The sequence below is a fragment of the Acinetobacter sp. YH12069 genome (assembly GCF_013419675.1).
GTDB lineage: Bacteria > Pseudomonadota > Gammaproteobacteria > Pseudomonadales > Moraxellaceae > Acinetobacter > Acinetobacter amyesii.
Genome location: NZ_VOZS01000008.1, coordinates 112,411 through 133,060, shown reverse-complemented (window position 1 = coordinate 133,060; position 20,650 = coordinate 112,411). Strand labels below are relative to the sequence as shown.

The 20,650-nt window shown below is 40.9% G+C and carries 22 protein-coding genes; 10 read left to right on the top strand and 12 right to left on the bottom strand.

Translation table 11 applies throughout. The features are described 5' to 3' along the window. Positions 1 to 76: 76 nt before the first annotated feature. The 8 genes from purF to FTU16_RS07765 all read right to left on the bottom strand — a co-directional run bounded on the left by purF (position 77) and on the right by FTU16_RS07765 (position 7,230). Complete coding sequence (gene purF, locus FTU16_RS07800) at positions 77 to 1,615, bottom strand: amidophosphoribosyltransferase (protein WP_078193623.1); 1,539 nt, start codon at positions 1,613 to 1,615, stop codon at positions 77 to 79. Between the two features lie 24 nt (positions 1,616 to 1,639). After that, a complete protein-coding gene (locus FTU16_RS07795; RefSeq protein ID WP_180163028.1) occupies positions 1,640 to 2,227 on the bottom strand; it encodes a CvpA family protein in 588 nt (195 codons plus the stop codon). 5 nt (positions 2,228 to 2,232) lie between these two features. After that, entirely contained in the window at positions 2,233 to 3,234 is a 1,002-nt protein-coding gene (locus FTU16_RS07790; RefSeq protein WP_078188867.1) for a quinone-dependent dihydroorotate dehydrogenase, read from the bottom strand. Between the two features lie 90 nt (positions 3,235 to 3,324). Then, the gene (gene gspM / locus FTU16_RS07785; RefSeq protein WP_180041322.1) at positions 3,325 to 3,804 is read right to left on the bottom strand and encodes a type II secretion system protein GspM; all 480 of its coding nucleotides are present in this window, start codon (positions 3,802 to 3,804) and stop codon (positions 3,325 to 3,327) included. Next, a complete protein-coding gene (gspL, locus tag FTU16_RS07780) occupies positions 3,804 to 4,943 on the bottom strand; it encodes a type II secretion system protein GspL (protein WP_180041320.1) in 1,140 nt (379 codons plus the stop codon). The genes gspM and gspL overlap by 1 nt, the downstream gene beginning before the upstream one ends. 27 nt (positions 4,944 to 4,970) lie before the next feature. Next, positions 4,971 to 5,426 (bottom strand): histidine phosphatase family protein, encoded by a 456-nt coding sequence (locus FTU16_RS07775; RefSeq protein WP_078193626.1) that lies wholly within the window; start codon positions 5,424 to 5,426, stop codon positions 4,971 to 4,973. 79 nt (positions 5,427 to 5,505) lie between these two features. Continuing rightward, positions 5,506 to 6,579 (bottom strand): NAD(P)H-dependent glycerol-3-phosphate dehydrogenase, encoded by a 1,074-nt coding sequence (locus tag FTU16_RS07770; RefSeq protein ID WP_078188874.1) that lies wholly within the window; start codon positions 6,577 to 6,579, stop codon positions 5,506 to 5,508. A 60-nt stretch (positions 6,580 to 6,639) separates the two neighbouring features. Beyond that, the gene (locus FTU16_RS07765; protein ID WP_171525909.1) at positions 6,640 to 7,230 is read right to left on the bottom strand and encodes a nitroreductase family protein; all 591 of its coding nucleotides are present in this window, start codon (positions 7,228 to 7,230) and stop codon (positions 6,640 to 6,642) included. Positions 7,231 to 7,442: 212 nt separating this feature from the next. On the opposite strand from FTU16_RS07765, the gene FTU16_RS07760 reads away from it, so the two are divergent. After that, positions 7,443 to 7,832 carry a hypothetical protein gene (locus FTU16_RS07760; RefSeq protein WP_078188876.1) on the top strand — a complete coding sequence of 130 codons (390 nt, stop codon included), beginning with the start codon at positions 7,443 to 7,445 and terminating at the stop codon, positions 7,830 to 7,832. A 129-nt stretch (positions 7,833 to 7,961) separates the two neighbouring features. Here FTU16_RS07760 and rhlB read toward each other — a convergent pair whose 3' ends face one another. Next, on the bottom strand, positions 7,962 to 9,113 hold the full coding sequence (gene rhlB, locus FTU16_RS07755) for an ATP-dependent RNA helicase RhlB (protein ID WP_078188878.1): 1,152 nt from the start codon (positions 9,111 to 9,113) through the stop codon (positions 7,962 to 7,964). 99 nt (positions 9,114 to 9,212) lie between these two features. Continuing rightward, positions 9,213 to 9,425, bottom strand: coding sequence for a cold-shock protein (locus FTU16_RS07750; RefSeq protein WP_005014923.1), 213 nt, complete (start codon positions 9,423 to 9,425; stop codon positions 9,213 to 9,215). Between the two features lie 413 nt (positions 9,426 to 9,838). Here FTU16_RS07750 and FTU16_RS07745 point away from each other — a divergent pair, with 413 nt between their 5' ends. The 6 genes from FTU16_RS07745 to FTU16_RS07720 all read left to right on the top strand — a co-directional run bounded on the left by FTU16_RS07745 (position 9,839) and on the right by FTU16_RS07720 (position 13,388). Continuing rightward, positions 9,839 to 10,033: a sulfurtransferase TusA family protein gene (locus FTU16_RS07745; RefSeq protein ID WP_078189214.1), complete on the top strand. Its 195-nt coding sequence runs from the start codon at positions 9,839 to 9,841 to the stop codon at positions 10,031 to 10,033. Positions 10,034 to 10,176: 143 nt separating this feature from the next. Continuing rightward, positions 10,177 to 11,046 carry an RNA polymerase sigma factor RpoH gene (gene rpoH / locus FTU16_RS07740; RefSeq protein WP_078188879.1) on the top strand — a complete coding sequence of 290 codons (870 nt, stop codon included), beginning with the start codon at positions 10,177 to 10,179 and terminating at the stop codon, positions 11,044 to 11,046. Positions 11,047 to 11,215: 169 nt separating this feature from the next. Then, positions 11,216 to 11,581, top strand: a complete 366-nt coding sequence (locus FTU16_RS07735) for a DUF423 domain-containing protein (protein WP_180010328.1) — start codon at positions 11,216 to 11,218, stop codon at positions 11,579 to 11,581. A 57-nt stretch (positions 11,582 to 11,638) separates the two neighbouring features. Beyond that, entirely contained in the window at positions 11,639 to 11,836 is a 198-nt protein-coding gene (gene thiS / locus FTU16_RS07730; RefSeq protein WP_111885686.1) for a sulfur carrier protein ThiS, read from the top strand. Positions 11,837 to 11,848: 12 nt separating this feature from the next. After that, positions 11,849 to 12,634: a thiazole synthase gene (locus FTU16_RS07725; protein ID WP_180041316.1), complete on the top strand. Its 786-nt coding sequence runs from the start codon at positions 11,849 to 11,851 to the stop codon at positions 12,632 to 12,634. A gap of 181 nt (positions 12,635 to 12,815) precedes the next feature. Continuing rightward, positions 12,816 to 13,388 (top strand): hypothetical protein, encoded by a 573-nt coding sequence (locus tag FTU16_RS07720; protein ID WP_180041314.1) that lies wholly within the window; start codon positions 12,816 to 12,818, stop codon positions 13,386 to 13,388. A 66-nt stretch (positions 13,389 to 13,454) separates the two neighbouring features. Here FTU16_RS07720 and FTU16_RS07715 read toward each other — a convergent pair whose 3' ends face one another. Further along, a complete protein-coding gene (locus FTU16_RS07715) occupies positions 13,455 to 14,066 on the bottom strand; it encodes a glutathione binding-like protein (RefSeq protein WP_078188886.1) in 612 nt (203 codons plus the stop codon). A gap of 215 nt (positions 14,067 to 14,281) precedes the next feature. On the opposite strand from FTU16_RS07715, the gene FTU16_RS07710 reads away from it, so the two are divergent. The 3 genes from FTU16_RS07710 (at position 14,282) to trmB (ending at position 18,846) form a co-directional block, all read left to right on the top strand. Next, positions 14,282 to 15,724 (top strand): SulP family inorganic anion transporter, encoded by a 1,443-nt coding sequence (locus FTU16_RS07710; protein WP_180163027.1) that lies wholly within the window; start codon positions 14,282 to 14,284, stop codon positions 15,722 to 15,724. 289 nt (positions 15,725 to 16,013) lie between these two features. Then, the gene (locus tag FTU16_RS07705; protein ID WP_180163026.1) at positions 16,014 to 17,954 is read left to right on the top strand and encodes a sensor histidine kinase; all 1,941 of its coding nucleotides are present in this window, start codon (positions 16,014 to 16,016) and stop codon (positions 17,952 to 17,954) included. Positions 17,955 to 18,129: 175 nt separating this feature from the next. Further along, the gene (gene trmB, locus FTU16_RS07700; protein ID WP_180023891.1) at positions 18,130 to 18,846 is read left to right on the top strand and encodes a tRNA (guanosine(46)-N7)-methyltransferase TrmB; all 717 of its coding nucleotides are present in this window, start codon (positions 18,130 to 18,132) and stop codon (positions 18,844 to 18,846) included. Positions 18,847 to 18,949: 103 nt separating this feature from the next. Here trmB and FTU16_RS07695 read toward each other — a convergent pair whose 3' ends face one another. Next, the gene (locus FTU16_RS07695; protein WP_180163025.1) at positions 18,950 to 20,566 is read right to left on the bottom strand and encodes a GMC family oxidoreductase; all 1,617 of its coding nucleotides are present in this window, start codon (positions 20,564 to 20,566) and stop codon (positions 18,950 to 18,952) included. Positions 20,567 to 20,650 lie beyond the last annotated feature (84 nt).

Here is a 20,650-nt window from a genome sequence, read left to right as displayed (position 1 = left end):
CTACATTGTCTTTTGTTTGCTCATCATAAATGAAAAAAGCGGGAAATTCCCGCTTTTTCAGTGTGTTTTCAGCAGATTATTCTTCGCGAACACCTGTTAAATCCACAGAAGCCGCATCAATGTTGACATCGATATAAGCTGGCTTTTCATTTTTTGCAGAGTCATTACGCTTACGCTCTAATGCTGCCAAATATTCAGCATCAATACCACCTGCCACATATTTACCATCAAATACCGAGCAATCAAAGTCTTGTAACTCAGGGACTTTCTTGGTGCGAACAGCAGATTTTAGATCTTCCAAGTCTTGGAAAATTAGGCGATCAGCACCAATAATTTCACGAATTTCTTCAACGCTACGTTCAGACGCAATCAGTTCAGATTTGGCTGGCATATCAATCCCGTACACGTTTGGATATTTCACCATCGGTGCAGCAGACGCAAAGAATACTTTTTTCGCACCCGCATCACGCGCCATTTGAATGATTTCGTTACAAGTTGTACCACGAACAATCGAGTCATCAACCAATAGTACGTTTTTGCCTTGGAACTCTAGCTCTACAGGGTTAAGCTTTTGACGCACAGATTTCTTACGAAGTTGCTGACCCGGCATAATGAAGGTACGACCGATATAACGGTTCTTCATGAAGCCTTCACGGAATTTCACACCTAAAGTATTTGCAAGCTCTAGCGCCGAAGTACGTGAAGTATCAGGAATTGGGATCACGACATCGATATCGTGCTCATCGCCCCATTCACGTAGAATTTTCTGAGCAAGTTTTTCGCCCATTTTCAAACGTGCTTTGTAAACTGAAATACCATCAATAGTCGCATCTGGACGCGCAAAATATACGTATTCAAAGATACAAGGACGATATTCAGGGGCTACTGCACACTGCTTAGTCGACATCACACCATCAGCAGTAATATAAATTGCTTCACCCGGTGCAATATCACGTTCAACCTTAAAGCCGAGCGCTGTAATTGCGACAGATTCAGACGCAATGATATATTCCATACCATTTTCAGTCTCACGCGAACCGTAGATCAATGGACGAATACCATTTGGATCACGAAAACCCACAAGGCCCTGACCGGTGATCATAGCAACAACCGCATAACCACCTTTGCAACGTTCATGCACACGTGAAACCACGTGGAATACATCTTCAGCGCTTGGTGTAAGTTTTGCGCGTTTTTGCAATTCGTGAGCAAATACGTTTAATAATACTTCTGAGTCTGAATCGGTGTTCATATGACGTAAGTCAGTCTTGAACAAGTCATCATGAATTTCAGCAGCATTAGTTAAGTTACCATTATGTGCAAGCGTGATGCCATAAGGTGAGTTTACATAGAATGGCTGAGCTTCAGCACTGCTTGAAGAACCAGCAGTTGGGTAACGAACATGGCCAATACCATAATTACCCTGTAATGCACGCATATGACGTGTGTGGAACACATCACGCACCATACCCGTATCTTTACGCAGGAATAAACGACCATCCTGACAAGTTACGATCCCGGCTGCATCCTGTCCACGATGTTGTAACATCGTTAACGCATCAAACAACATTTGGTTAACAGGTGATTTACCAGCTATACCAACTACTCCACACATAGCAACCTCGCAGACAAGCTAGGGTTAATAAAAAGGATTATTTGTTGACTCACCCGATCCAGAACGTCCGTGCTTGTTCTGCGACTCAGATGGTAGGTCTGAAGATTTCTGAGCATCTTCAGACTGAATATGATGAAGTGCTTGATTTGCAGCATCTTTGGACAATTCGGTTGCCCAAGGCGCATATGGCAATAATGACTGAACCATTTTCGATTGTTTCCAATGTGGTGAACTTTCTACCCAAGGACCTAGCCCCTGCATAGTGATCAGCACCACCAACAATCCTTTTAAGCTTCCAAAAACACCACCTGCCAGTCGATTTAACGGACCGAGTTTTAATGTTTTCAAAATACTGTTCAATAACCATGTAGCGACCCAAGTCATGACTACAATCAACAATACAATAAATGCGAACGCGGCAATCTTCTGTACCACTGGATCTGTACTTAAAGATGTCATCGAAGGTGCAAGGACGGTTGCATACTTTGCCGCAATGACAAGTGCAAGAATCCATCCAATGAAGTTCGCAAAGGCTTTTACAAATCCTTGACGCAAACCGTTAAGCCCTCCAATGAGCAAAATAATCAGTATAAAGATATCAATGGCATTCATGATATTTACAATGCGTCTACGCAGTCTTTTACAAGTGTCGGACCTGTATATATGAGGCCACTATACACTTGTACAAGGCTTGCTCCTGCTTTTTGTTTCGCAACAGCATCTGCGCCCGACAAAATACCACCTACACCGATCAATGGAATTTGACCGTTTAATACTTTAGCAAAAGCCGCCAAACATGCCGTACTTTTTTCAAAGACTGGCGCACCGGATAGACCACCAGCTTCATCACCAAACGGAAGTCCTTCAACACCTTCACGTGACAAAGTCGTATTGGTGACAATCAGACCATCAATTTTAAATTTTAACAATTGTTGTGCAATAAAATTAATGTCTTCAGGTTCTAGATCTGGTGCAACTTTAAGTACTAAGGGTACATAATGTTGATTTTCATCCGCCAACTCGAGTTGACGTTTCTTGAGCGTCTCTAACAGTTCAGTCAAAGCATCACCGCTTTGTAAGCTGCGAAGATTTTTTGTGTTAGGAGATGAAATATTAACGGTAATATAAGAAGCGTAGTTATAAACTTTTTCTAGACAAATCAGATAATCGTCAACTGCTTTTTCAACAGGTGTGACTGCATTTTTACCGATATTGATCCCAAGTACACCCTTAAATTTTGCAGCTTTGACATTTTCGATCAGCTGATCCACGCCATCGTTGTTAAAACCCATACGGTTAATAATGGCTTTTGCTTTCGGTAAACGAAATAAACGAGGTTCAGGGTTCCCTGATTGTGGAAGTGGTGTAATTGTACCAATTTCAATAAAGCCGAAGCCCTGGCTCGCCAGCGCATCGATATAAGCACCGTTTTTATCAAGACCGGCTGCTAAACCAACAGGATTCGGAAATTCGATTCCCATACATGTTACTGGTTTAGACGCCACGTTTTGACGCATCATTCCCATCTTGTGAGAAGATTTCAACAGCGATAATGTCAGCTCATGTGCACGCTCTGGTGCTAAAGTAAACAACAAAGGGCGGGCTAGAGAATACAACATATCTATAAAAGTCTACTGCTTTTTAAGTCGGCATATTATAGGCACAGCACAAATAAAACACCATGCTTAGCAGATCTTTATTTTTACCGATTATTGTACACTCGCTGTTAATTTGATCTGTCCCGCTTCAGAACTTAATTCCATCTTTTCAATACTTAAACCCATTTGAACCAATTGCGTCAAAAAATTGGCCAGAATTGCATAATTTTCATGCATCACAGCAATCTGTATTTGCTCGCCGACTTGTTGAGATGCTACTGACAAGCCCTGTTGTTGCGATACACGCTGAACTTTTTCCAACGCGCTCAGTTGTGTATCACCTGCTGGTTTCATCGTGACGGCATTACTTTGCATCCAAACAACAGTATCTTTGAGTTCATTCACGCGCTTTTGTTGAAAATTTGCAGCTTTGTTCATATAAAACAGTGCCGAACCAATCGCTGCCACTACAACAAAAATTGTGGTAAAGATCACCATGACTCGTTCACGAGTAGAAAGTTGGTCTAAATAATCAGTGATGCGCTCAATTTGCCCATCTATACGTTGCTGTAGGTTTTCCATTTTTATCATTATTGTATTTTCACCAATCCAATCGCGCCGTTGGCACTTGGTTGAATATTCCCTAATTCGACTTTAAAACCTTGTTGTTTTAATTGATCAGTTAGGGTTTGTAGTACTTCTGCCGAATTAGCTTTTAACTCCATATTCAGCATCGAGGCTTCATAGCTCACACGATTTGCAGAAATTTGGTTTTGCATTAGAACAGGACCAACACGGCTCAGTAAAGACAAAGCCTGTGCATTGCCCGTTTGACTCTGACGCAATTGTGATTCGAACTGGCTTTTCAGCGTTTGTTCAGTGACAGGATAGCTTTGACCAAACCAATATTTAAACTGATCAATCGCTTGTGCCGCAGTGATATTGGCCACTTTTTTGTATTGATACCAGCGAACTGCATCATAACTAAACTGAGTAATTAGAGCCGCAACCAAAACAGCTGCACATGCTTTCCAATAGCCACTCACACCCGTATTGGCTTTGGCTTTCGGCAAAACATTGAGTGGGTGTTGTTTCGGTTTTTTTATATTGGGTAATTCATAATGAAAAGATTCAATGTGATCATGCGTTACAGCGGCTTCAAGACTATGCGTCTGATCTGAACTTAGATTTGAAATCTTATAGTTCGGCTGACCAATTTGATAATCTAAGTACAAAGCCAAATCATCAACGGATTGCCCGACATATTCACCATTTCGGACCAATAAATGACCGCTGACATTTGCCAAAACATGTTGCCCTGATTCTGGACTTGGTAAGACCAAAAAGTCAGGTAATAACGAAATGACTTTTACAGGAATTAGCGTCAAAGCATGCTGCATCGTTTCGACTGCACTATGTGCAATCCCCATGACCGTTAATTCATCTGGACTTTGAAAATGATGCAATACTTTCATTGCATCCAAAGGCAAAATGACATATTCCTCAAGTAAATATTTTACGCCGTCTGGGCCAAGTTTTTTATATTGGTTTTTTGGAAAATTTTGCTGAATGATTTGTACATCACGACTCGGAAAGAAAACAACCGCTTCCTTTCCCGCATGTGGCTGAATTTCCTGAATCAACTGTTCAAGTGTCGATGACTGCTTCCAGAAATCCCCTTCTGACCATTGCCAAACCCCATTGGCTTCGGGCATCCATAAATACAACATTAATTTTTCTGCCGTTTTAATTGGTTTTTATGTTGATGGTATAAACGTTTTAATTTGTGTTGATAACCCTGGAGCAATGACCGCTTGTTCATAAATGCGCGCTTCTGCCAAAGCATAGGGATTAAAATATTCTGAGACCAAAACACTGGCCATATGTGCCACAACGTTCATATGGCACACCACCACAATAGACTCATACGGTAAATGTGACAACCATTCCACTGCAACTTTGGCATCATCTTCCGGTTTGATGGCATTACAAATAACCACAGGCACATGTGGAAAATGTTTTTGCAAAGATGAAAGTGTTTGCTGCGCACGCAGTAGCGGACTCACCACAAAAACGTCTGGTTGAATTATATCTTTCAAATATGCTGCAGTTTCTGCCGCTTGAGTTTGTCCGCGCGCTGTTAAAGGACGCTTTTCATCATTCCCCATTACTGGCGGAGCAGCTTCGCCATGCCTAACCAATGTCAGTTGCATAAAATTTCCTTATTCTATTCCGCACATTATATACAGCCAGTATGACAAAGCTATGTGTATTGCATATTAATCAGCAAACTTAAACTTGCTGATGTGGCAAGACAAATTCAACATCACTGCGATGGCCATTTTTCATCAGTGACAATGCAATATTCAGTGCCGGCGCACCTTCAAAAATCACTTCGTACAAGGCACTGGTAATTGGCATATACACACCGAGCTCTTCAGAGCGTGCGCGTACTTGCACAATCGTATTAATCCCTTCCGCAGTTTGTCCGAGTTCTTTGGTAGCTTGTTCTAAGCTTTTACCACTACCGAGTGCAAAGCCGACTTGGTAATTGCGGCTGAGTGGACTACTACAAGTTGCAAATAAGTCACCGACACCAGATAAACCTAGGAATGTTAATGGGTTTGCGCCTAATTTCACTGCAAAACGGCTCATTTCTGCCAAAGCACGTGTCAAAATCATACTCTTGGTATTTTCACCGACACCATAAGCCGCAGCTAGACCCATCGCGACTGCATAGATATTTTTCAGAGCACCGCCCAATTCCACACCATGCACATCATCACTGGCAAACACACGGAACAAAGCACTGTGTAGCGCTTGTTGAACTGCATAACGAACCAGTTCAGATTGGCTTGCAATCACAGTCCCCGCAGGTTGTCCCGCAACAATTTCCTTCGCCAAGTTTGGCCCTGAAAGCACACCATAAGGGACTTCAGGAAGTTCTTCACGAATAATATCGCTCATAAAACTAAAGGTATTGGCTTCAATACCTTTGGTCAAAGACACCACTGCTTGTGACGTGATAAAAGGTTTGATCTGCTGTAAAACACTACGGAAAGAATGGCTCGGAATAGCCACTAAAATAATGTCACGATTACATACTGCTTTTTCTAAATCTGAAACAGCGAGCAACCCAGCTTCTAATTGAAAATCTGGCAAGTAACGTTTATTAATATGTGTTGCATTAATGTCCGCAGCTACCGCCTCATCACGAATCCATATCATGGTGTCACAGCCATTACGTACTGCGGTATTGGCCATCGCAGTACCAAAACTCCCACCACCCAACACCGTAACACGTAGTGCAGTTTTTTGGTCAACTGACACAGGGCTAACAAGACTTGCAAAATCAAGTTCTGACATTGTTCTTTTATCCTAATTTCTTTACTGATCGAACTTCATCAATCGATCTATTTTTCACTTTTATTGGTTTGCTTTATGCCAATGGCTTACAAAGTCAGCAGACTGTATTTCAGCACGAGGTGGAATTGCTTTCACAGCTGTACCGATATAAATAATGCCTGAAATCAAATCATTTTCCGTTAAACCCAAGGCTTGTTTAAACAATTTAGATTCAACCACCGCCCCACTACGCCACATGGTTGAAAAGCCCTGTGCTTGTAAAGAGAGCAAAAAGTTTTGTACTGCTGCGCCTGAACTTAAAATTTGTTCGAAATGCGGAACTTTGGGATGATCTTGTAATTGAGTTAAAGCCAAAACCAATAGTGGCGCACGAAATGGATGGTGTTTCACACGTTCCAACTGCGCTTCTTCTGTTTGTCCAGTATCAGCTAAGGCATGTGAAAGTAATTCACCAAATGCTTCACGTTCAGTTTCAGGAATAATCACGAAACGCGTAGGCTTAAGACGATGATGATCTGGCGCCGTTAAAGCGGCTTGAAACGCATTTTCCAATTGCTCAGCATTCGGCGCAGGTTCAATTAAATGACCAATCGACTGACGCTGATGAATATTTTGATGAACTGTATCAACTGCTGATTTTAGAATTGACATCTATACACTGTACTTTAAAACGTTTGCTCAAGATTAGCATATTCTCAATAACTTACTCTAGAATGTTTACATCAGACTCGGTGCTTATTTGTTAAGTCAGCTTTATTCACAGATTTACTATAAAAAAACCGCATAACTTGTACAGCAGTTCCCTGTTCTATAAGAAATTTTATGTTCAAATAAATCAAATTGTTTCTAACTCGGGGCACCGCATGAAAAAATTCAACAAAACTGTTGCCATTGTTAGCACGCTAAGCGCAACTGTGCTTTTAGCTGCATGTACATCTACGCCAACAAAATCTTTAGCGATTCAAAAACCGAATAATCAATATGAAGTGACTGCCGTAGGTAAAACCAGTTTAGCGGCAAAAAATAATGCAATTGCAGCAGCAAATAGTACCTGTGGTAAAAATGCGACCCCTGTTGTCGTGGATGAAAAGCAAGAATACAACGGTGTTTTAAAAGGCGTGGTCGATGAAAAGACAGGTCAAATGATTCAGGCTGCGGCTGGCGTACTTGGCACCATTACAGGAAATAGCGGCAGTATCAGCAAAGATGATGATTACCAAACTGTACTGACCTTTAGTTGCCGTGCCAACTAAAACGTTAGTCTGTGATGTCGTTTTGTCATTAACTCAAAATGAAATTATCGTCATGAAATAATTGTTATGAAATAGTCGAGATGAAATAAAAAAAGCCTGCAAATCTGCAGGCTTTTTTTGAAGCAAAAATTAGCAATAACCGTCTAAACGGGTTAAAGGTAATTTTTGACCAATGGCTTTTTCAATTTCAGGTAGTGAAAAAGCATCATCTTCAGACAAGAAACTAATACTGACACCACGTGTTCCTGCACGACCTGTACGACCGATACGGTGTACATAATCATCAGACTGTTCAGGAAGTGTAAAGTTCACGACATGAGAAACGCCATCGACATGGATACCACGACCTGCAACGTCTGTTGCAATCATGATGTTATGTTGACCATTTTTAAACTGATCAAGCATTTTCAAACGCTTATCTTGAGCGATTTCACCTGACAACATCACCACTTTATAACCGTCTTTTTTGAGATGATCATAAAGTTTACGCACTTGATCACGACGGTTGGCAAAGATCATGACCTTTTCAATTGGTTCATCTCGTAAGATGTCTTCCAATAATTTATATTTATCAGACTTCGCCACCATGTAGACACGTTGCTCAACGTCTGCATTGGTTTTCTTTTCAGGCTCAATTTCAACTGTAACGGGTTCAAACAACCACTGCTGTGCAAGATTGAGCACGTCATAACTAAACGTCGCAGAGAACATTAGTGTTTGGCGTTGTTCTTTACGTGGTGAGAAACGCACAATACGTTTAACTGAAGGAATAAAGCCCATATCTAAAAGACGGTCAGCTTCATCAATCACTAAAAATTCAATTTGATCGAGCCAAACTTCTTTTTGTTCCACAAAGTCAATTAAGCGACCTGGAGTTGCAACCATAATGTCGACAAAATTACGGTTTAATAGATTTTTTTGTTTATCGAAATCTACTCCACCCAATAAAGTCATGACATTGAGATCAGTGTATTTCACTAATTCTTTGGCATCACTTTCAATTTGCAATGCAAGCTCACGGGTTGGTGCAAGAATCAATGCACGCGGCTCACCGCGGAAGCGTTGTTCTTTAATTGGATTATTCAACAGATCATTTATCACGCTGACCAAGAAAGCAGCTGTCTTCCCTGTACCAGTTTGAGCACGGCCAATAGCGTCATGTCCAGCCAATGTAAATTTTAAAACCTTTTGCTGAATAGGCGTCATATCCTTAAAACCCAAAGCATCAATGGCTTTTTTAAGGTTCGGATGTAAATTTAAGGTTTCAAAACCTGATGACATATAGATGTGCCCTAAATGAATAATCACAAAATTATCGAAGCATTATAAACAAAAAACGCCCCAATTTACATTGGAGCGTTTCTGAGTACATTTAGACGATTAGTCTAAAGGTTGTACTTCTTCAGCTTGGAAGCCTTTTTGACCTTTAACAACGCTGAATTCTACTCGTTGGCCGTCACGAAGTGAACGGTGGCCTTCGCCCATAATTGCGCGAAAATGAACGAATACGTCGTCGCCGCCGTTACGTTGAATAAAGCCAAAGCCTTTAGTGTCGTTGAACCATTTAACAACGCCTTGTTCACGAGCTGTCATAAGTTAATCCTTATCGTATTTAAAAAAGAAGGACCACCCGGTGTTGCAAACAGCAGACCAAACAAGGTTAAAAAATATTTTTATTTCTAAGCTTGTAATCATTCTGTAAAACTATCAACAAAATCCCGGTTACATCCAAATATATCAAGAGTTAAGAGGCTTCACAGCCAACAAAAATCTTAACAACGCAACGAGCTTAACACGGGTTTACCGCAATTAATAGATTTTTTTGATCTATTTTCCTTTTGAATATTCTTATTTTTTCACATCGTTTGAGTTATAAATTACAAAGGATTTTTACCTATTTTAGGTTGGGATTTGGCACTGTATTTGCTAATATTTCCATTGAAATGTAAACATGTTGGATCTGCTTCGTGAGTGACAGCCAAAATTCGCTTTTAACTGTAGATGCAATGGGTAAACCCTGCCCGATGCCACTATTGATGCTCAAAAAAGCTTTAAAGAAAAGTCCAGACCAATCTTTATTGTTAAAGTCATCCGATCCGCACAGCCAACAAGATGTATCACGATACTGTCAAATACATCAGTTAAACTGTGAAATGCGCAAAATTTCCGATTCTGAGTTTCATTACTTAATTGAATCTTAAAAAGATTCAGTTAAACTAAATTGCTTCATAATTGAATAAAAGTTTACATTTCTATACCCAATTTTCCATAATTTACGGAAATATTGGATTAAGATGAATCTTAGTTATTGGGCTTACCCATTTTTAGTTCTCAAGGAGAAAACATGAGTGACAGCAGCAATCAATTGATGCCCCTGTCATTATCGGCACCTGGGGTGAATCTTGGTGCTTATATTAGTACTGTTAATCAGATTCCAATTTTATCGGCCGAACAAGAAAAAGAGCTGGCCGAACGTTATTATTATGACCAAGATTTAGACGCAGCTAAAATGCTGGTGATGTCGCATCTTCGTTTTGTTGTGCATATCGCACGTAGCTATGCAGGCTACGGCTTGCCACAAGGTGACCTGATTCAAGAAGGTAACTTGGGCTTAATGAAAGCGGTAAAACGTTTTGACCCAAATATGGGCGTACGTCTCGTATCTTTTGCTGTGCATTGGATTAAAGCAGAAATTCATGAATATGTGATTCGTAACTGGCGTATTGTCAAAATTGCGACCACTAAAGCACAGCGTAAATTATTCTTTAATTTACGTAGCTTAAAAAAGTCGTCTAAAAAATTAACTTTGGCTGAAGCACAGTCAATTGCCAATGACTTAAATGTGACACCCGAACAAGTCTTGGAAATGGAAGGCCGTTTAACCGCTTATGATGCTGCGTTTGAAGCTCAAGGTGATGATGACGATGAAGGTTCGACTCATGTTGCTCCTGCCCTTTATCTCGAAGATAACCGTTACGACCCTGCGCGTTTAGCGGAAGATGAAGACTACGAAGAACAAAGTACTTCAGCTTTACATGAAGCCATGGATCAGCTGGATGATCGTTCACGTAACATCTTACAACGTCGCTGGTTAGATGACGAAAAGTCGACACTGCATGAATTAGCGGCGGAATATAATGTATCTGCTGAACGTATTCGTCAGTTGGAAAAAAATGCGATGGAAAAAATTAAAGTCGCAATGTCTTCAAACTAAGTTGAAGACTTTTCCCAGTCATTCTAAAAAAGAGCATTTCGATGCTCTTTTTTATGTCTGAATAGTATTGAATGACAAACTACAACACAAAAACTTTGGGCATTTTTGCTTTAACCCTGCGCGCTAAATATGCTATGGTTATGCGCAAATTTTGTTAAGGTGAATGCACATGTGGATTGCCATTTCCGCACTTAACTTAGCTTTTGCTGTGATGCTTGGTGCCTTTGGTGCACACGGATTAAAAGCGCGCGCGACTGAAGCCCAATTGGCTTGGTGGCAAACTGCAACGGACTATTTCTTTTACCATGCACTAGGCTTACTTGCCCTCGCGATCTTATCCAAAGTCATTCCCCAACTTCCAATAAAAGCTAGTTTCCTCCTTATACAAGTTGGTATTTTCTTCTTCTGTGGTTCTTTATATGTGATGGCTCTAGGCTTACCACGCGGTCTCGGTGCCATTACCCCAATTGGTGGAGCGTTGATGATTGCTGGATGGCTCATATTGGCCTGGAATGCATTTAAATACGCAAAATAATTAACAACAGATTTTGGCCTTATTCAATAGGTAAGGCAGCAAGAACGGAATCCACAAATGCAAATCTATTTAAACGGCGAAGCTACACAAACCGAATGTGTCAACCTCTTGCAATTGGTTCAACAATTACAACTGGAAGGCAAACGCTTCGCTGTTGAAAAAAATGAAATGATCATCTCGAAAAGTAAATTGGAACAAACCCCAATTGCAGAGCAAGATCATATTGAAATTATTCATGCCGTAGGTGGCGGCTAAAATGGAGCTCCCATGGAAGATACACCCCTTATCATTGGTTCACGTACATTTAATTCACGACTTTTAGTTGGTACAGGTAAGTACAAGGACTTAACGGAAACTGACCAGGCCATTCAAGCCAGTGGTGCTGAAATTGTGACCGTTGCCATTCGCCGTGTGAATATTGGTCAGCATCCAGACCAGCCGAACTTGCTTTCTGTAATTCCACCTGAAAAATATACGATTTTGCCAAATACAGCAGGTTGTTTCGATGCGAACAGTGCGGTCCGTACTTGCATGTTGGCGCGTGAACTATTAGATGGTCACAATTTGGTTAAACTTGAGGTTTTAGGCGATGAGAAAACCTTATATCCAAATATTACCGAGACTTTAAAAGCTGCACGTACATTGATTGACGATGGCTTTGAAATCATGGTTTATACCTCAGACGACCCAATTGTGGCACAAGAACTGGAAAGCATGGGCTGTGTAGCGATTATGCCTTTAGGTAGTCTCATTGGCTCAGGTTTAGGCATTCTCAACCCACATACTATTTCGATCATTAAAGACAATGCCAAAGTGCCTGTCTTGGTCGATGCGGGTGTAGGTACAGCAAGTGATGCAGCGATAGCGATGGAATTGGGCTGTGATGGCGTATTAATGAATACAGCAATTGCAGCTGCACAAAACCCTGTTCTGATGGCTTCAGCGATGAAAAAAGCAGTTGAAGCAGGTCGTGAAGCATTCCTAGCAGGACGTATGCCGCGTAAACGCATGGCAAATGCCAGTTCACCTGAAACTGGATACTTCTTTAAATAAGAACTCATTCACGGTATAAAAGAGGACTCTATTGAGTCCTTTTTTTGATTTTGAAAACCTGATAACAATGAAAATATCCCATATATTTTGTACTTTGAGTCTTTGTGTCGCATCTAGTTGGCTGTCTGCCCAAGTGCCCAGCACAGCCAAATCACTCGCGCCTCAAGGTTGGGAGATTTTGATGGCTACGACTGGCGACCTAAACAAAGATCAAATGCCAGATATTGCGATGATCGTGGAAAAACAAAAAGTCGATGTGGTGACCTATGATGACGATGGCAAAGTCGTTCATAACCATCCACGACAACTCATCGTATTTTTTAAAACCGCAAAGGGATATCAACGTATCGTTGAAAACAACAGTATCCCAGTCGCTCAGCAGCCCAATTCATGCTTACTTGATCCACTTGCTGAAGCAGAAGACATCCAAATCAGTAAAGGCAATTTACTCGTTCATTTTAGTTATTTTATGGCTTGTGGTGGCTGGGAATGGCCCCGACATAGTTATACCTTCCGTTGGCAAAATCAACGCTTTGACCTGATTGGTTTTGACTACAATAGCTTTCACCGAGCTTCTGGTGAAGAAACATCGAAAAGCTATAATTTTTCGACCTTAAAACGTAAGGAAATTGTAGGCGGCAATATGTTTGAAGATGCCAAAACTCAGACCAAATGGTCAACCTTCAAAGCACCACAGCAACTGACGCTTAAAAATATTAACTTTGATGATTTCTATACACAGTTCGAGTATTAAGCTAAACCTGAGCAATAAAAAACCGCCAATTTCGGCGGTTTTTTTAATTCAATTTGAATACACAACTTAAGGAATCAATCCTTCATCACGCATCGCAATTTGAACTGATTGGCGCTCTGCAACTTTGTTTCGTAATGCAATGATATTTTTATATGGCGTTAAATCATGTCCGATGCCATTTGACCAATTTGTCAGTACAAAGAGATAGGCATCCGCTGGGCCGAAGTTATCATCGACTAAATAATCGTTATCCGATTCACCAATCGCTTTATCGATATATGTCAATAAACGATCAATTTCTGCATAGGCTTTTTCTTTAGCGTCTGCATCTAGTGGAGCACCAAAGAATACGGCATAAGCATCATGTAATTCTGAGTTCAAATAGCCAAGCCATTCTAAAACTTTGGCACGACCTAAACCTGATGGCGGAATTAAGTCTTGTTTTGGATCATGCTGTGCAAGGAACGGTAAAATGGCCACGTTCTCGGTCAGGATCAAACCTGGGTTAATTTCTAATGCAGGTACATAACCTTTTGGGTTGATCTCGTAATAATCCACCCCTTTTTCTGTTTTATGGTTTTTTAGGTCAACACGGACCAAATCAAAATCGACATTAATTTCATTTAAAATTATATGTGATGCTAATGAACATGCACCTGGAGAATAATAAAGCTTCATATCTGATCCTTGTTATGTACTATTCAATGTTTTAAATCTCTTCTGTCAAACTTTCAAGTGATCAAACCTGTAAATTGCAAAAAAGCGTAAATGCTGAAACACATATACTCATTGACTATTGTCCATTATCAAGAAGATTTCAAGTCAATCTGTTATGCATTTTTATACTCAGTTGTTTTAACATAGCCGCGTTTAAGATTTGATGAAAAGTTACCGTGTTACAACTTAAAAAAAAACAATGGTTTTCCAATATTCGTACCGATGTGCTCGCAGGCTTGGTGGTTGGACTGGCGCTAATTCCAGAATCGATCGCCTTTTCAGCTATTGCTGGGGTTGACCCTCAGGTTGGTTTGTACGCTTCGTTTTGTATTGCCGTCACCATTGCCTTTTTTGGTGGTCGTACAGCAATGATTTCTGCTGCTACGGGTGCTATGGCCTTACTTATGATCACATTGGTCAAAGATCATGGTTTGCAATACCTTTTGGCTGCCACGGTTTTGACGGGTGTGATTCAAATTATTGCTGGCTATTTTAAAGTCGCAAAACTTATGCGCTTCGTCTCGCAGTCAGTGGTGTATGGTTTTTTAAATGCTCTCGCGATTTTAATTTTTGTCGCACAGCTACCTGAAATGTCAAAGATGGATAGTTTGGGCTATGTGTTTATGCTTTTAGGGCTTACGATTATTTATCTGTTTCCATATCTACCAAAAATTGGCAAAGCTATTCCATCACCGCTGATTTGCATTATTGTCCTCAGTGGCTTGGCATTATTTTTAGGTGCAGACCTGCGTACTGTGAGTGATTTGGGTAAGTTTCCAGAGACTTTACCTATTTTCTTGATTCCTGAAATTCCTTTCAATCTTGAAACCTTCACGATTATTTTCCCTTATTCCATCACCCTAGCAACAGTTGGCCTATTAGAAACCATGATGACCACGACAGTGATCAATGAAGTCACTGGAACTGAAGGAGATCGTCATCAGGAATGTTGTGGTCAAGGGATTGCTAATATTGTCAGTGGTTTTATGGGGGGCATGGCTGGCTGTGCCATGATTGGTCAGTCGATTATTAATGTCAGCTCTGGCGCGCGAACTCGCCTCTCCACTTTGGTTGCAGGTGTATTTTTGTTGTGCTTAGTGGTGTTCTTAAAAGACTGGTTGGCCTATGTCCCAATGGCGGCCTTAGTCGCGATTATGGTCATGGTGTCGTTTACCACTTTCCAATGGAATTCAGTCAAGCAATTTTCAAAGCATCCGATGTCTTTTAATGTCGTGATGATAGCTGTGGTGATCGTGGTTCTTGCAACACATAACTTGGCGCTTGGCGTATTGGTTGGTGTGCTCCTCTCTGCGTTGTTTATTATCAATCAATTAGAAAGTTCGGTAAAAGTCACATCTGAACTTAAAGACAATATTCGTAGCTACACAGTCTATGGACAAATTTTCTTTAGTAGCTCTGAGAGTTTTTATCAATTTTTTGATTTTCAGGAGAGGGTTAGTCATGTGCGAATTGATCTAAGTCATGCACATATTTGGGATATTACTTCTGTTAATATTTTGAAGAATGTCGTGCAAAAATTTGAATCAAGACAGATTCAAGTAGAGGTTTTTGGCTTAAATGAAGCAAGTAGCACTTTACTTGACCGTGTCAGTGACTAATGGATTTTTGAATATTCACTTTGAATCAAATCAATTTTCAATAAAGTGTGACCTATTGAAACCCTATGCAGGATGTATATAGCAAAGGGTTTCAAAGATCGAAGCTCTGATGTGTAATGACATTACATATAATACTAAGCCTATAAAAAAGAGAAAAATTCACCATTCATTCGATTTAACTGTATAATTCATCTCATAAAATTATAACTATTAAAAATAAAACAAAGATTTGATGTGACTTTCTATATATTTTTTTAAATTGTGGATACACAAAATTGGGGGAATTTTGATGGTTTGGTTTTGGTCACGACACTGCATTCAAGCAAATCGGCTGCTGGTCTTAGCGAGTCTATTTTGCCTGCTATGTTGTATCGCTATACCCAGTTTTGCCAATGCCACCCCACAGATCTCAAGCAGTCATTGTCCTGTTGAAATTACCCATATTGCCACAGCTAAAAGCGCTGTCGAGCAAGAGCGCCCACGTACAGGTTGGCAAAATCTGCAAAAGCTTCCAGACACTTGGAATAAACGTTGGCCGGATTATCATGGTATCGCTTGGTACAAAATCCAATTTAAATTGAACTGTGACCTCCATCAGTTAAATCAGCCCATTGCTATCGCTATACAAGGCATCACCCAAAGTGGTCGGGTTTACATTAACGATGCCCTACTTTGGCAAGATTACATTTCAGCAGAACATTTTTCGCGAAGCCAACATCAACCTAGACTATTGAACTTGCCTAGCTCAAGTTTAAAGCAAGGTGTAAATACCATTTGGGTGCAAGTGTATGGTTCGGTGACCCAAAAATCAGGACTCAGTTCAGTTCAAATTGGGGATTACCAGCAAGTCTATGACACCTTTAAAATTTGGTTACTCGAACAACGACAATTAGTCGAACTGAATACGATGATTAATTTCGTCGTGGCCGTGTTCTTTTTTTTAGCATGGCTCGCCAATCGTAATGAAAGAGCTTACTTATGGTTAACCATTACAGGCATGGCTTGGGTATTTTATAGCCTGTGTATTATTTTTAATGGGCCAATTGCATTACTAACCACCGTACAGGTCGATCGTCTACAAAATATTATTTTCTGTTTTTATACGGTTTTTGGCTGTATTGGTGCGTGGTATTTTGCAAACCACCCCTTCCCAAAAATTCAAAAGCTGTTATTAAGCCTTGCCACTATCGCAGCGATCTGTATTGGTTTTGCACCAGAGGCTTATTTAAAGACCGTCATCCAAATTTGTTTTAGCTTCTTTGTTTTAGTCTTTGTGGCCAAATGTATTAGCTACCCGTACTTGGCGTATAAAGCCAAAATGGCCGAAACCTATTTGCTTGCAACGCTGTATCTGATTTATTTACCGATTGCAGTACATGATGCGCACTTTATGATGACCATGGAAGGTCATGCGCTCTCGCCCTATACCGGGCCAGTGACAACCCTCATCTTTGGCGGCGTACTGGCTCTACGTTTAGCTCGACACACGCGTCAAATTGAGCGTTTTAATAAGACCTTAACTGAAAATGTTCAACGAGCTGAACTGAAACTCGCTACTTCACTCGGTCAACAACATCAACTCGCGCTTGAAAATGCACGACTTCAAGAACGAATTCATTTATCTCATGACTTACATGATGGTTTAGGCGGATCAATTGTCCGTTCAATTTTACTGTTAGAACAAAATGACAAAATTGAAAAACCACAAATCATGTCGATGCTTAAACTGTTCCGAAATGATTTAAGACAAGTTATCGATTCGGGTTCAAGTATAGGGACGAAAGTTCCAGACACCCCGATCGAATGGGCGGCGCCGATTCGCCATCGCTTTGTACAGCTCTTTGAAGAATTAGACATGAGCTCGAGCTGGAAATTTGCTGCCGAATGGATTCACTCACCCTCTGCGACCCAATGTCTCAATTTGACTCGTGTCGCAGAAGAAACCCTGACCAATATTTTAAAGCACAGTCAAGCAAGCAAAGTTCAGGTCAGTTTGTGCGAAACAGAGACTCAGCTGATCTTACGTATTGAAGATAACGGTATCGGCTTCAACCCTGACGAAGTTGAGCAAGGCCTACATGTCGGCCTTCACAGTATGCAAACGCGAATCCATCGTATTGGTGGTGAATTTAAAATACAGTCACAGCCGGGTTGTACCGTGCTTGAGGCCATTTTGCCGTTTAAGCTTGACGGTGCTGATAATGAAGATCTTGACGATAAAAACGCCTAGCTTAATGTTATTTCATCACTTTTGAGCTGAGCATTTGACTGCTCATTGCAAATGCTCAGCACGGCTTCAGTCGGTGAGATTGAGCAAAAAGCGGATTTATTCACGGTAAAAAATTTGACTTGTGCATCTCAGGACTTAAAATACCGCATTCGAATTTTTTACATTTGCCAAAGTTATGTCGAACGATCAATTAGACCAGCACGCAGTAGATCTGGATAACCTAAACGAACACCGTGAAATCGTGACGTTTATGCGCCGCTCTGCGCCACTTAATACTTCGCAACGTACTGCGCTGGAACAATATGGTCATCTAATTTTGGAATATCCTGTTGGGGATTTGCGTCAGCATTTTGAACACCCTGAACGCCCATTAACTGTCGAGATCGGTTTTGGTATGGGGCGTTCTTTGGTACTAATGGCAAAAGCAAACCCTGAACGTAACTTTGTCGGTATTGAAGTACATGTTCCGGGTATCGCTCAATGTGTTTATGAAGCAGGTCTTGCAGGTTTAACTAACCTTCGAGTATTAGATGCTGATGCCATCCAAGTGCTACGTGAAATGCCAGACAACAGTATTAACACTGTGCAATTATACTTCCCAGATCCATGGCAGAAGAAACGTCATTTCAAACGTCGTTTTGTATCTCATGACCGTATGCCATTGGTTGAAGAAAAATTAGAAATCGGCGGTACATTCCATTCAGCGACTGACTGGGAACCGTATGCTGAATGGATGATCGAAGTACTTGAAGAACGTCCACGTCTTGAAAACCTTGCAGGTAAAGGCAATAGCTACCCTCGTCCAGACTGGCGTCCGCAAACTAAGTTTGAACGTCGCGGAATTGAAGCAGGCCATAAAATTAATGACTTCATCTTCAAAAAAGTATATTAATTTTTGAATGAAGCAAAAAACCACCGTTAGCGGTGGTTTTTTATTGCTGTTTTTGATCTAAGATTTATCTGTGTTGTATCAAATCATATAAAACGAATAACCACTAAGCTACTTGCGCTTGGAGCTGACTTTGTCGAATCATATCCACGGCTTTTTCAGCAATCATCACTGTCGGTGCATTGGTATTGCCATTCACCACAGAAGGCATGATAGATGCATCGACGACACGAAGGTTTTGAATCCCGTAGACTTTCAATTCAGGGTCAACCACAGACATCTCATCCACACCCATCTTACAACTACCGACAGGGTGATAAACCGTATCCACACGCTGACGTAAGATTGCACGTATATCATCATCTGTTTTGACCAGTGAGGTAAATAAATCTTGCTGATAATGACTCGATAAAGACGGCGACATCATTAATTGCTGCGTCAACTTAAAGCCTTGTACCAAATCTTCTAAATCCTGTTCATCCCCTAAAAAGTTTGGATCAATCAATAATGGATCATTGACACTGGAACCACTTAGTTTGATCGTGCCGCGACTTCTTGGATTGAGCAGACATACATGACACGATAAACCATGGCTTGTATGAAATTTCCGTGCATGGTCATCTACTAACGCCACGACAAAGTGTAATTGCAAATTTGGTATCGCTAAATCGGGTGAAGACTTTAGAAAACCGCCACATTCTGCAAAATTTGAAGCAATCATACCCCTTCGTTCCTTACGATAGCGATTGAACTGCTTGAACATATCAATTGAGCCAGGTAAGGACACGCCAAATGTGCCTTGGTATTCTTTGACTTTATAACCAAAAATGAAATCGGGATGGTCGTGGAAGTTCTTTCCTACACCCGGTAGATGGTGTTTCACTTCAATGCCATGCGCTTGGAGCTCGGCCTGATCGCCTACTCCAGACAACATTAAAATCTGCGGTGACTGCATCGCTCCGGCACTGAGCAAGACTTCACGTCTGGCTTTTAGGTGTTTCATTTGCCCTGCATGTTGGACTTCAACACCTGTGGCCACTTTATCTTCTATAATGATTTTATGTGTTGTGGTTTTGGTCAATACAGTTAAATTTGGCCGATCTAAATGTGGAAATAAATACGCACGTGCCACACTACAACGCTCTCCATTGATATGCGTTACCTGATAAACCCCTAAGCCTTCTTGTTCTGCGCCATTAAAATCATCGAGGACTTTATGGCCTTGTGCACGAGCCGCTTCGGTATAGCGTTGATGGAAAATATTGTCACTTTGTACATCTGTGACGGACAGAGGGCCGTCATTACCGTGGAATTCATTCTGTATTCGGTTGTTATTTTCTGAGCGAATAAAATATGGCAAGACCTCGTCGTATGACCAGCCAGTATTGCCCTGTGCCGCCCATTGATCATAGTCATTTTTATGTCCACGAATATAAATCATGGCATTAATACTGGATGAACCGCCAAGGCATTTTCCACGTGGTTGATAGCCTTTACGACCATTCAAGCCAGCTTGAGGCACAGTTTCAAAGGCCCAATTATTGATCTTGGTCGGCAAGCTCACCACGCATGCAGCTGGAATATTGACCGTCCACTGATCACCTTGCCCACCTGCTTCTAGTAAGCACACAGATATATGTGGATCTTCACTGAGGCGTGCAGCCAGTACGCATCCCGCACTTCCGCCACCAATCACAATATAATCAAATTCCATTTTAGACATTATTTTCATCCAATTGATTATTTTTATAAATGCACAATAATGGATTTAACGCTGACTGAAAAGTTTCTTTCTTAAAATAATGAG

Coding starts and splice junctions, on each gene's coding strand:
- purF (WP_078193623.1), bottom strand. CDS start 1,615: ATGTGTGGAGTAGTTGGTATAGCTGGTAAATCACCTGTTAACCAAATG.
- FTU16_RS07795 (WP_180163028.1), bottom strand. CDS start 2,227: ATGAATGCCATTGATATCTTTATACTGATTATTTTGCTCATTGGAGGG.
- FTU16_RS07790 (WP_078188867.1), bottom strand. CDS start 3,234: ATGTTGTATTCTCTAGCCCGCCCTTTGTTGTTTACTTTAGCACCAGAG.
- gspM (WP_180041322.1), bottom strand. CDS start 3,804: ATGATAAAAATGGAAAACCTACAGCAACGTATAGATGGGCAAATTGAG.
- gspL (WP_180041320.1), bottom strand. CDS start 4,943: ATGTTGTATTTATGGATGCCCGAAGCCAATGGGGTTTGGCAATGGTCA.
- FTU16_RS07775 (WP_078193626.1), bottom strand. CDS start 5,426: ATGCAACTGACATTGGTTAGGCATGGCGAAGCTGCTCCGCCAGTAATG.
- FTU16_RS07770 (WP_078188874.1), bottom strand. CDS start 6,579: ATGTCAGAACTTGATTTTGCAAGTCTTGTTAGCCCTGTGTCAGTTGAC.
- FTU16_RS07765 (WP_171525909.1), bottom strand. CDS start 7,230: ATGTCAATTCTAAAATCAGCAGTTGATACAGTTCATCAAAATATTCAT.
- FTU16_RS07760 (WP_078188876.1), top strand. CDS start 7,443: ATGAAAAAATTCAACAAAACTGTTGCCATTGTTAGCACGCTAAGCGCA.
- rhlB (WP_078188878.1), bottom strand. CDS start 9,113: ATGTCATCAGGTTTTGAAACCTTAAATTTACATCCGAACCTTAAAAAA.
- FTU16_RS07750 (WP_005014923.1), bottom strand. CDS start 9,425: ATGACAGCTCGTGAACAAGGCGTTGTTAAATGGTTCAACGACACTAAA.
- FTU16_RS07745 (WP_078189214.1), top strand. CDS start 9,839: ATGGGTAAACCCTGCCCGATGCCACTATTGATGCTCAAAAAAGCTTTA.
- rpoH (WP_078188879.1), top strand. CDS start 10,177: ATGAGTGACAGCAGCAATCAATTGATGCCCCTGTCATTATCGGCACCT.
- FTU16_RS07735 (WP_180010328.1), top strand. CDS start 11,216: ATGTGGATTGCCATTTCCGCACTTAACTTAGCTTTTGCTGTGATGCTT.
- thiS (WP_111885686.1), top strand. CDS start 11,639: ATGCAAATCTATTTAAACGGCGAAGCTACACAAACCGAATGTGTCAAC.
- FTU16_RS07725 (WP_180041316.1), top strand. CDS start 11,849: ATGGAAGATACACCCCTTATCATTGGTTCACGTACATTTAATTCACGA.
- FTU16_RS07720 (WP_180041314.1), top strand. CDS start 12,816: ATGGCTACGACTGGCGACCTAAACAAAGATCAAATGCCAGATATTGCG.
- FTU16_RS07715 (WP_078188886.1), bottom strand. CDS start 14,066: ATGAAGCTTTATTATTCTCCAGGTGCATGTTCATTAGCATCACATATA.
- FTU16_RS07705 (WP_180163026.1), top strand. CDS start 16,014: ATGGTTTGGTTTTGGTCACGACACTGCATTCAAGCAAATCGGCTGCTG.
- trmB (WP_180023891.1), top strand. CDS start 18,130: ATGTCGAACGATCAATTAGACCAGCACGCAGTAGATCTGGATAACCTA.
- FTU16_RS07695 (WP_180163025.1), bottom strand. CDS start 20,566: ATGTCTAAAATGGAATTTGATTATATTGTGATTGGTGGCGGAAGTGCG.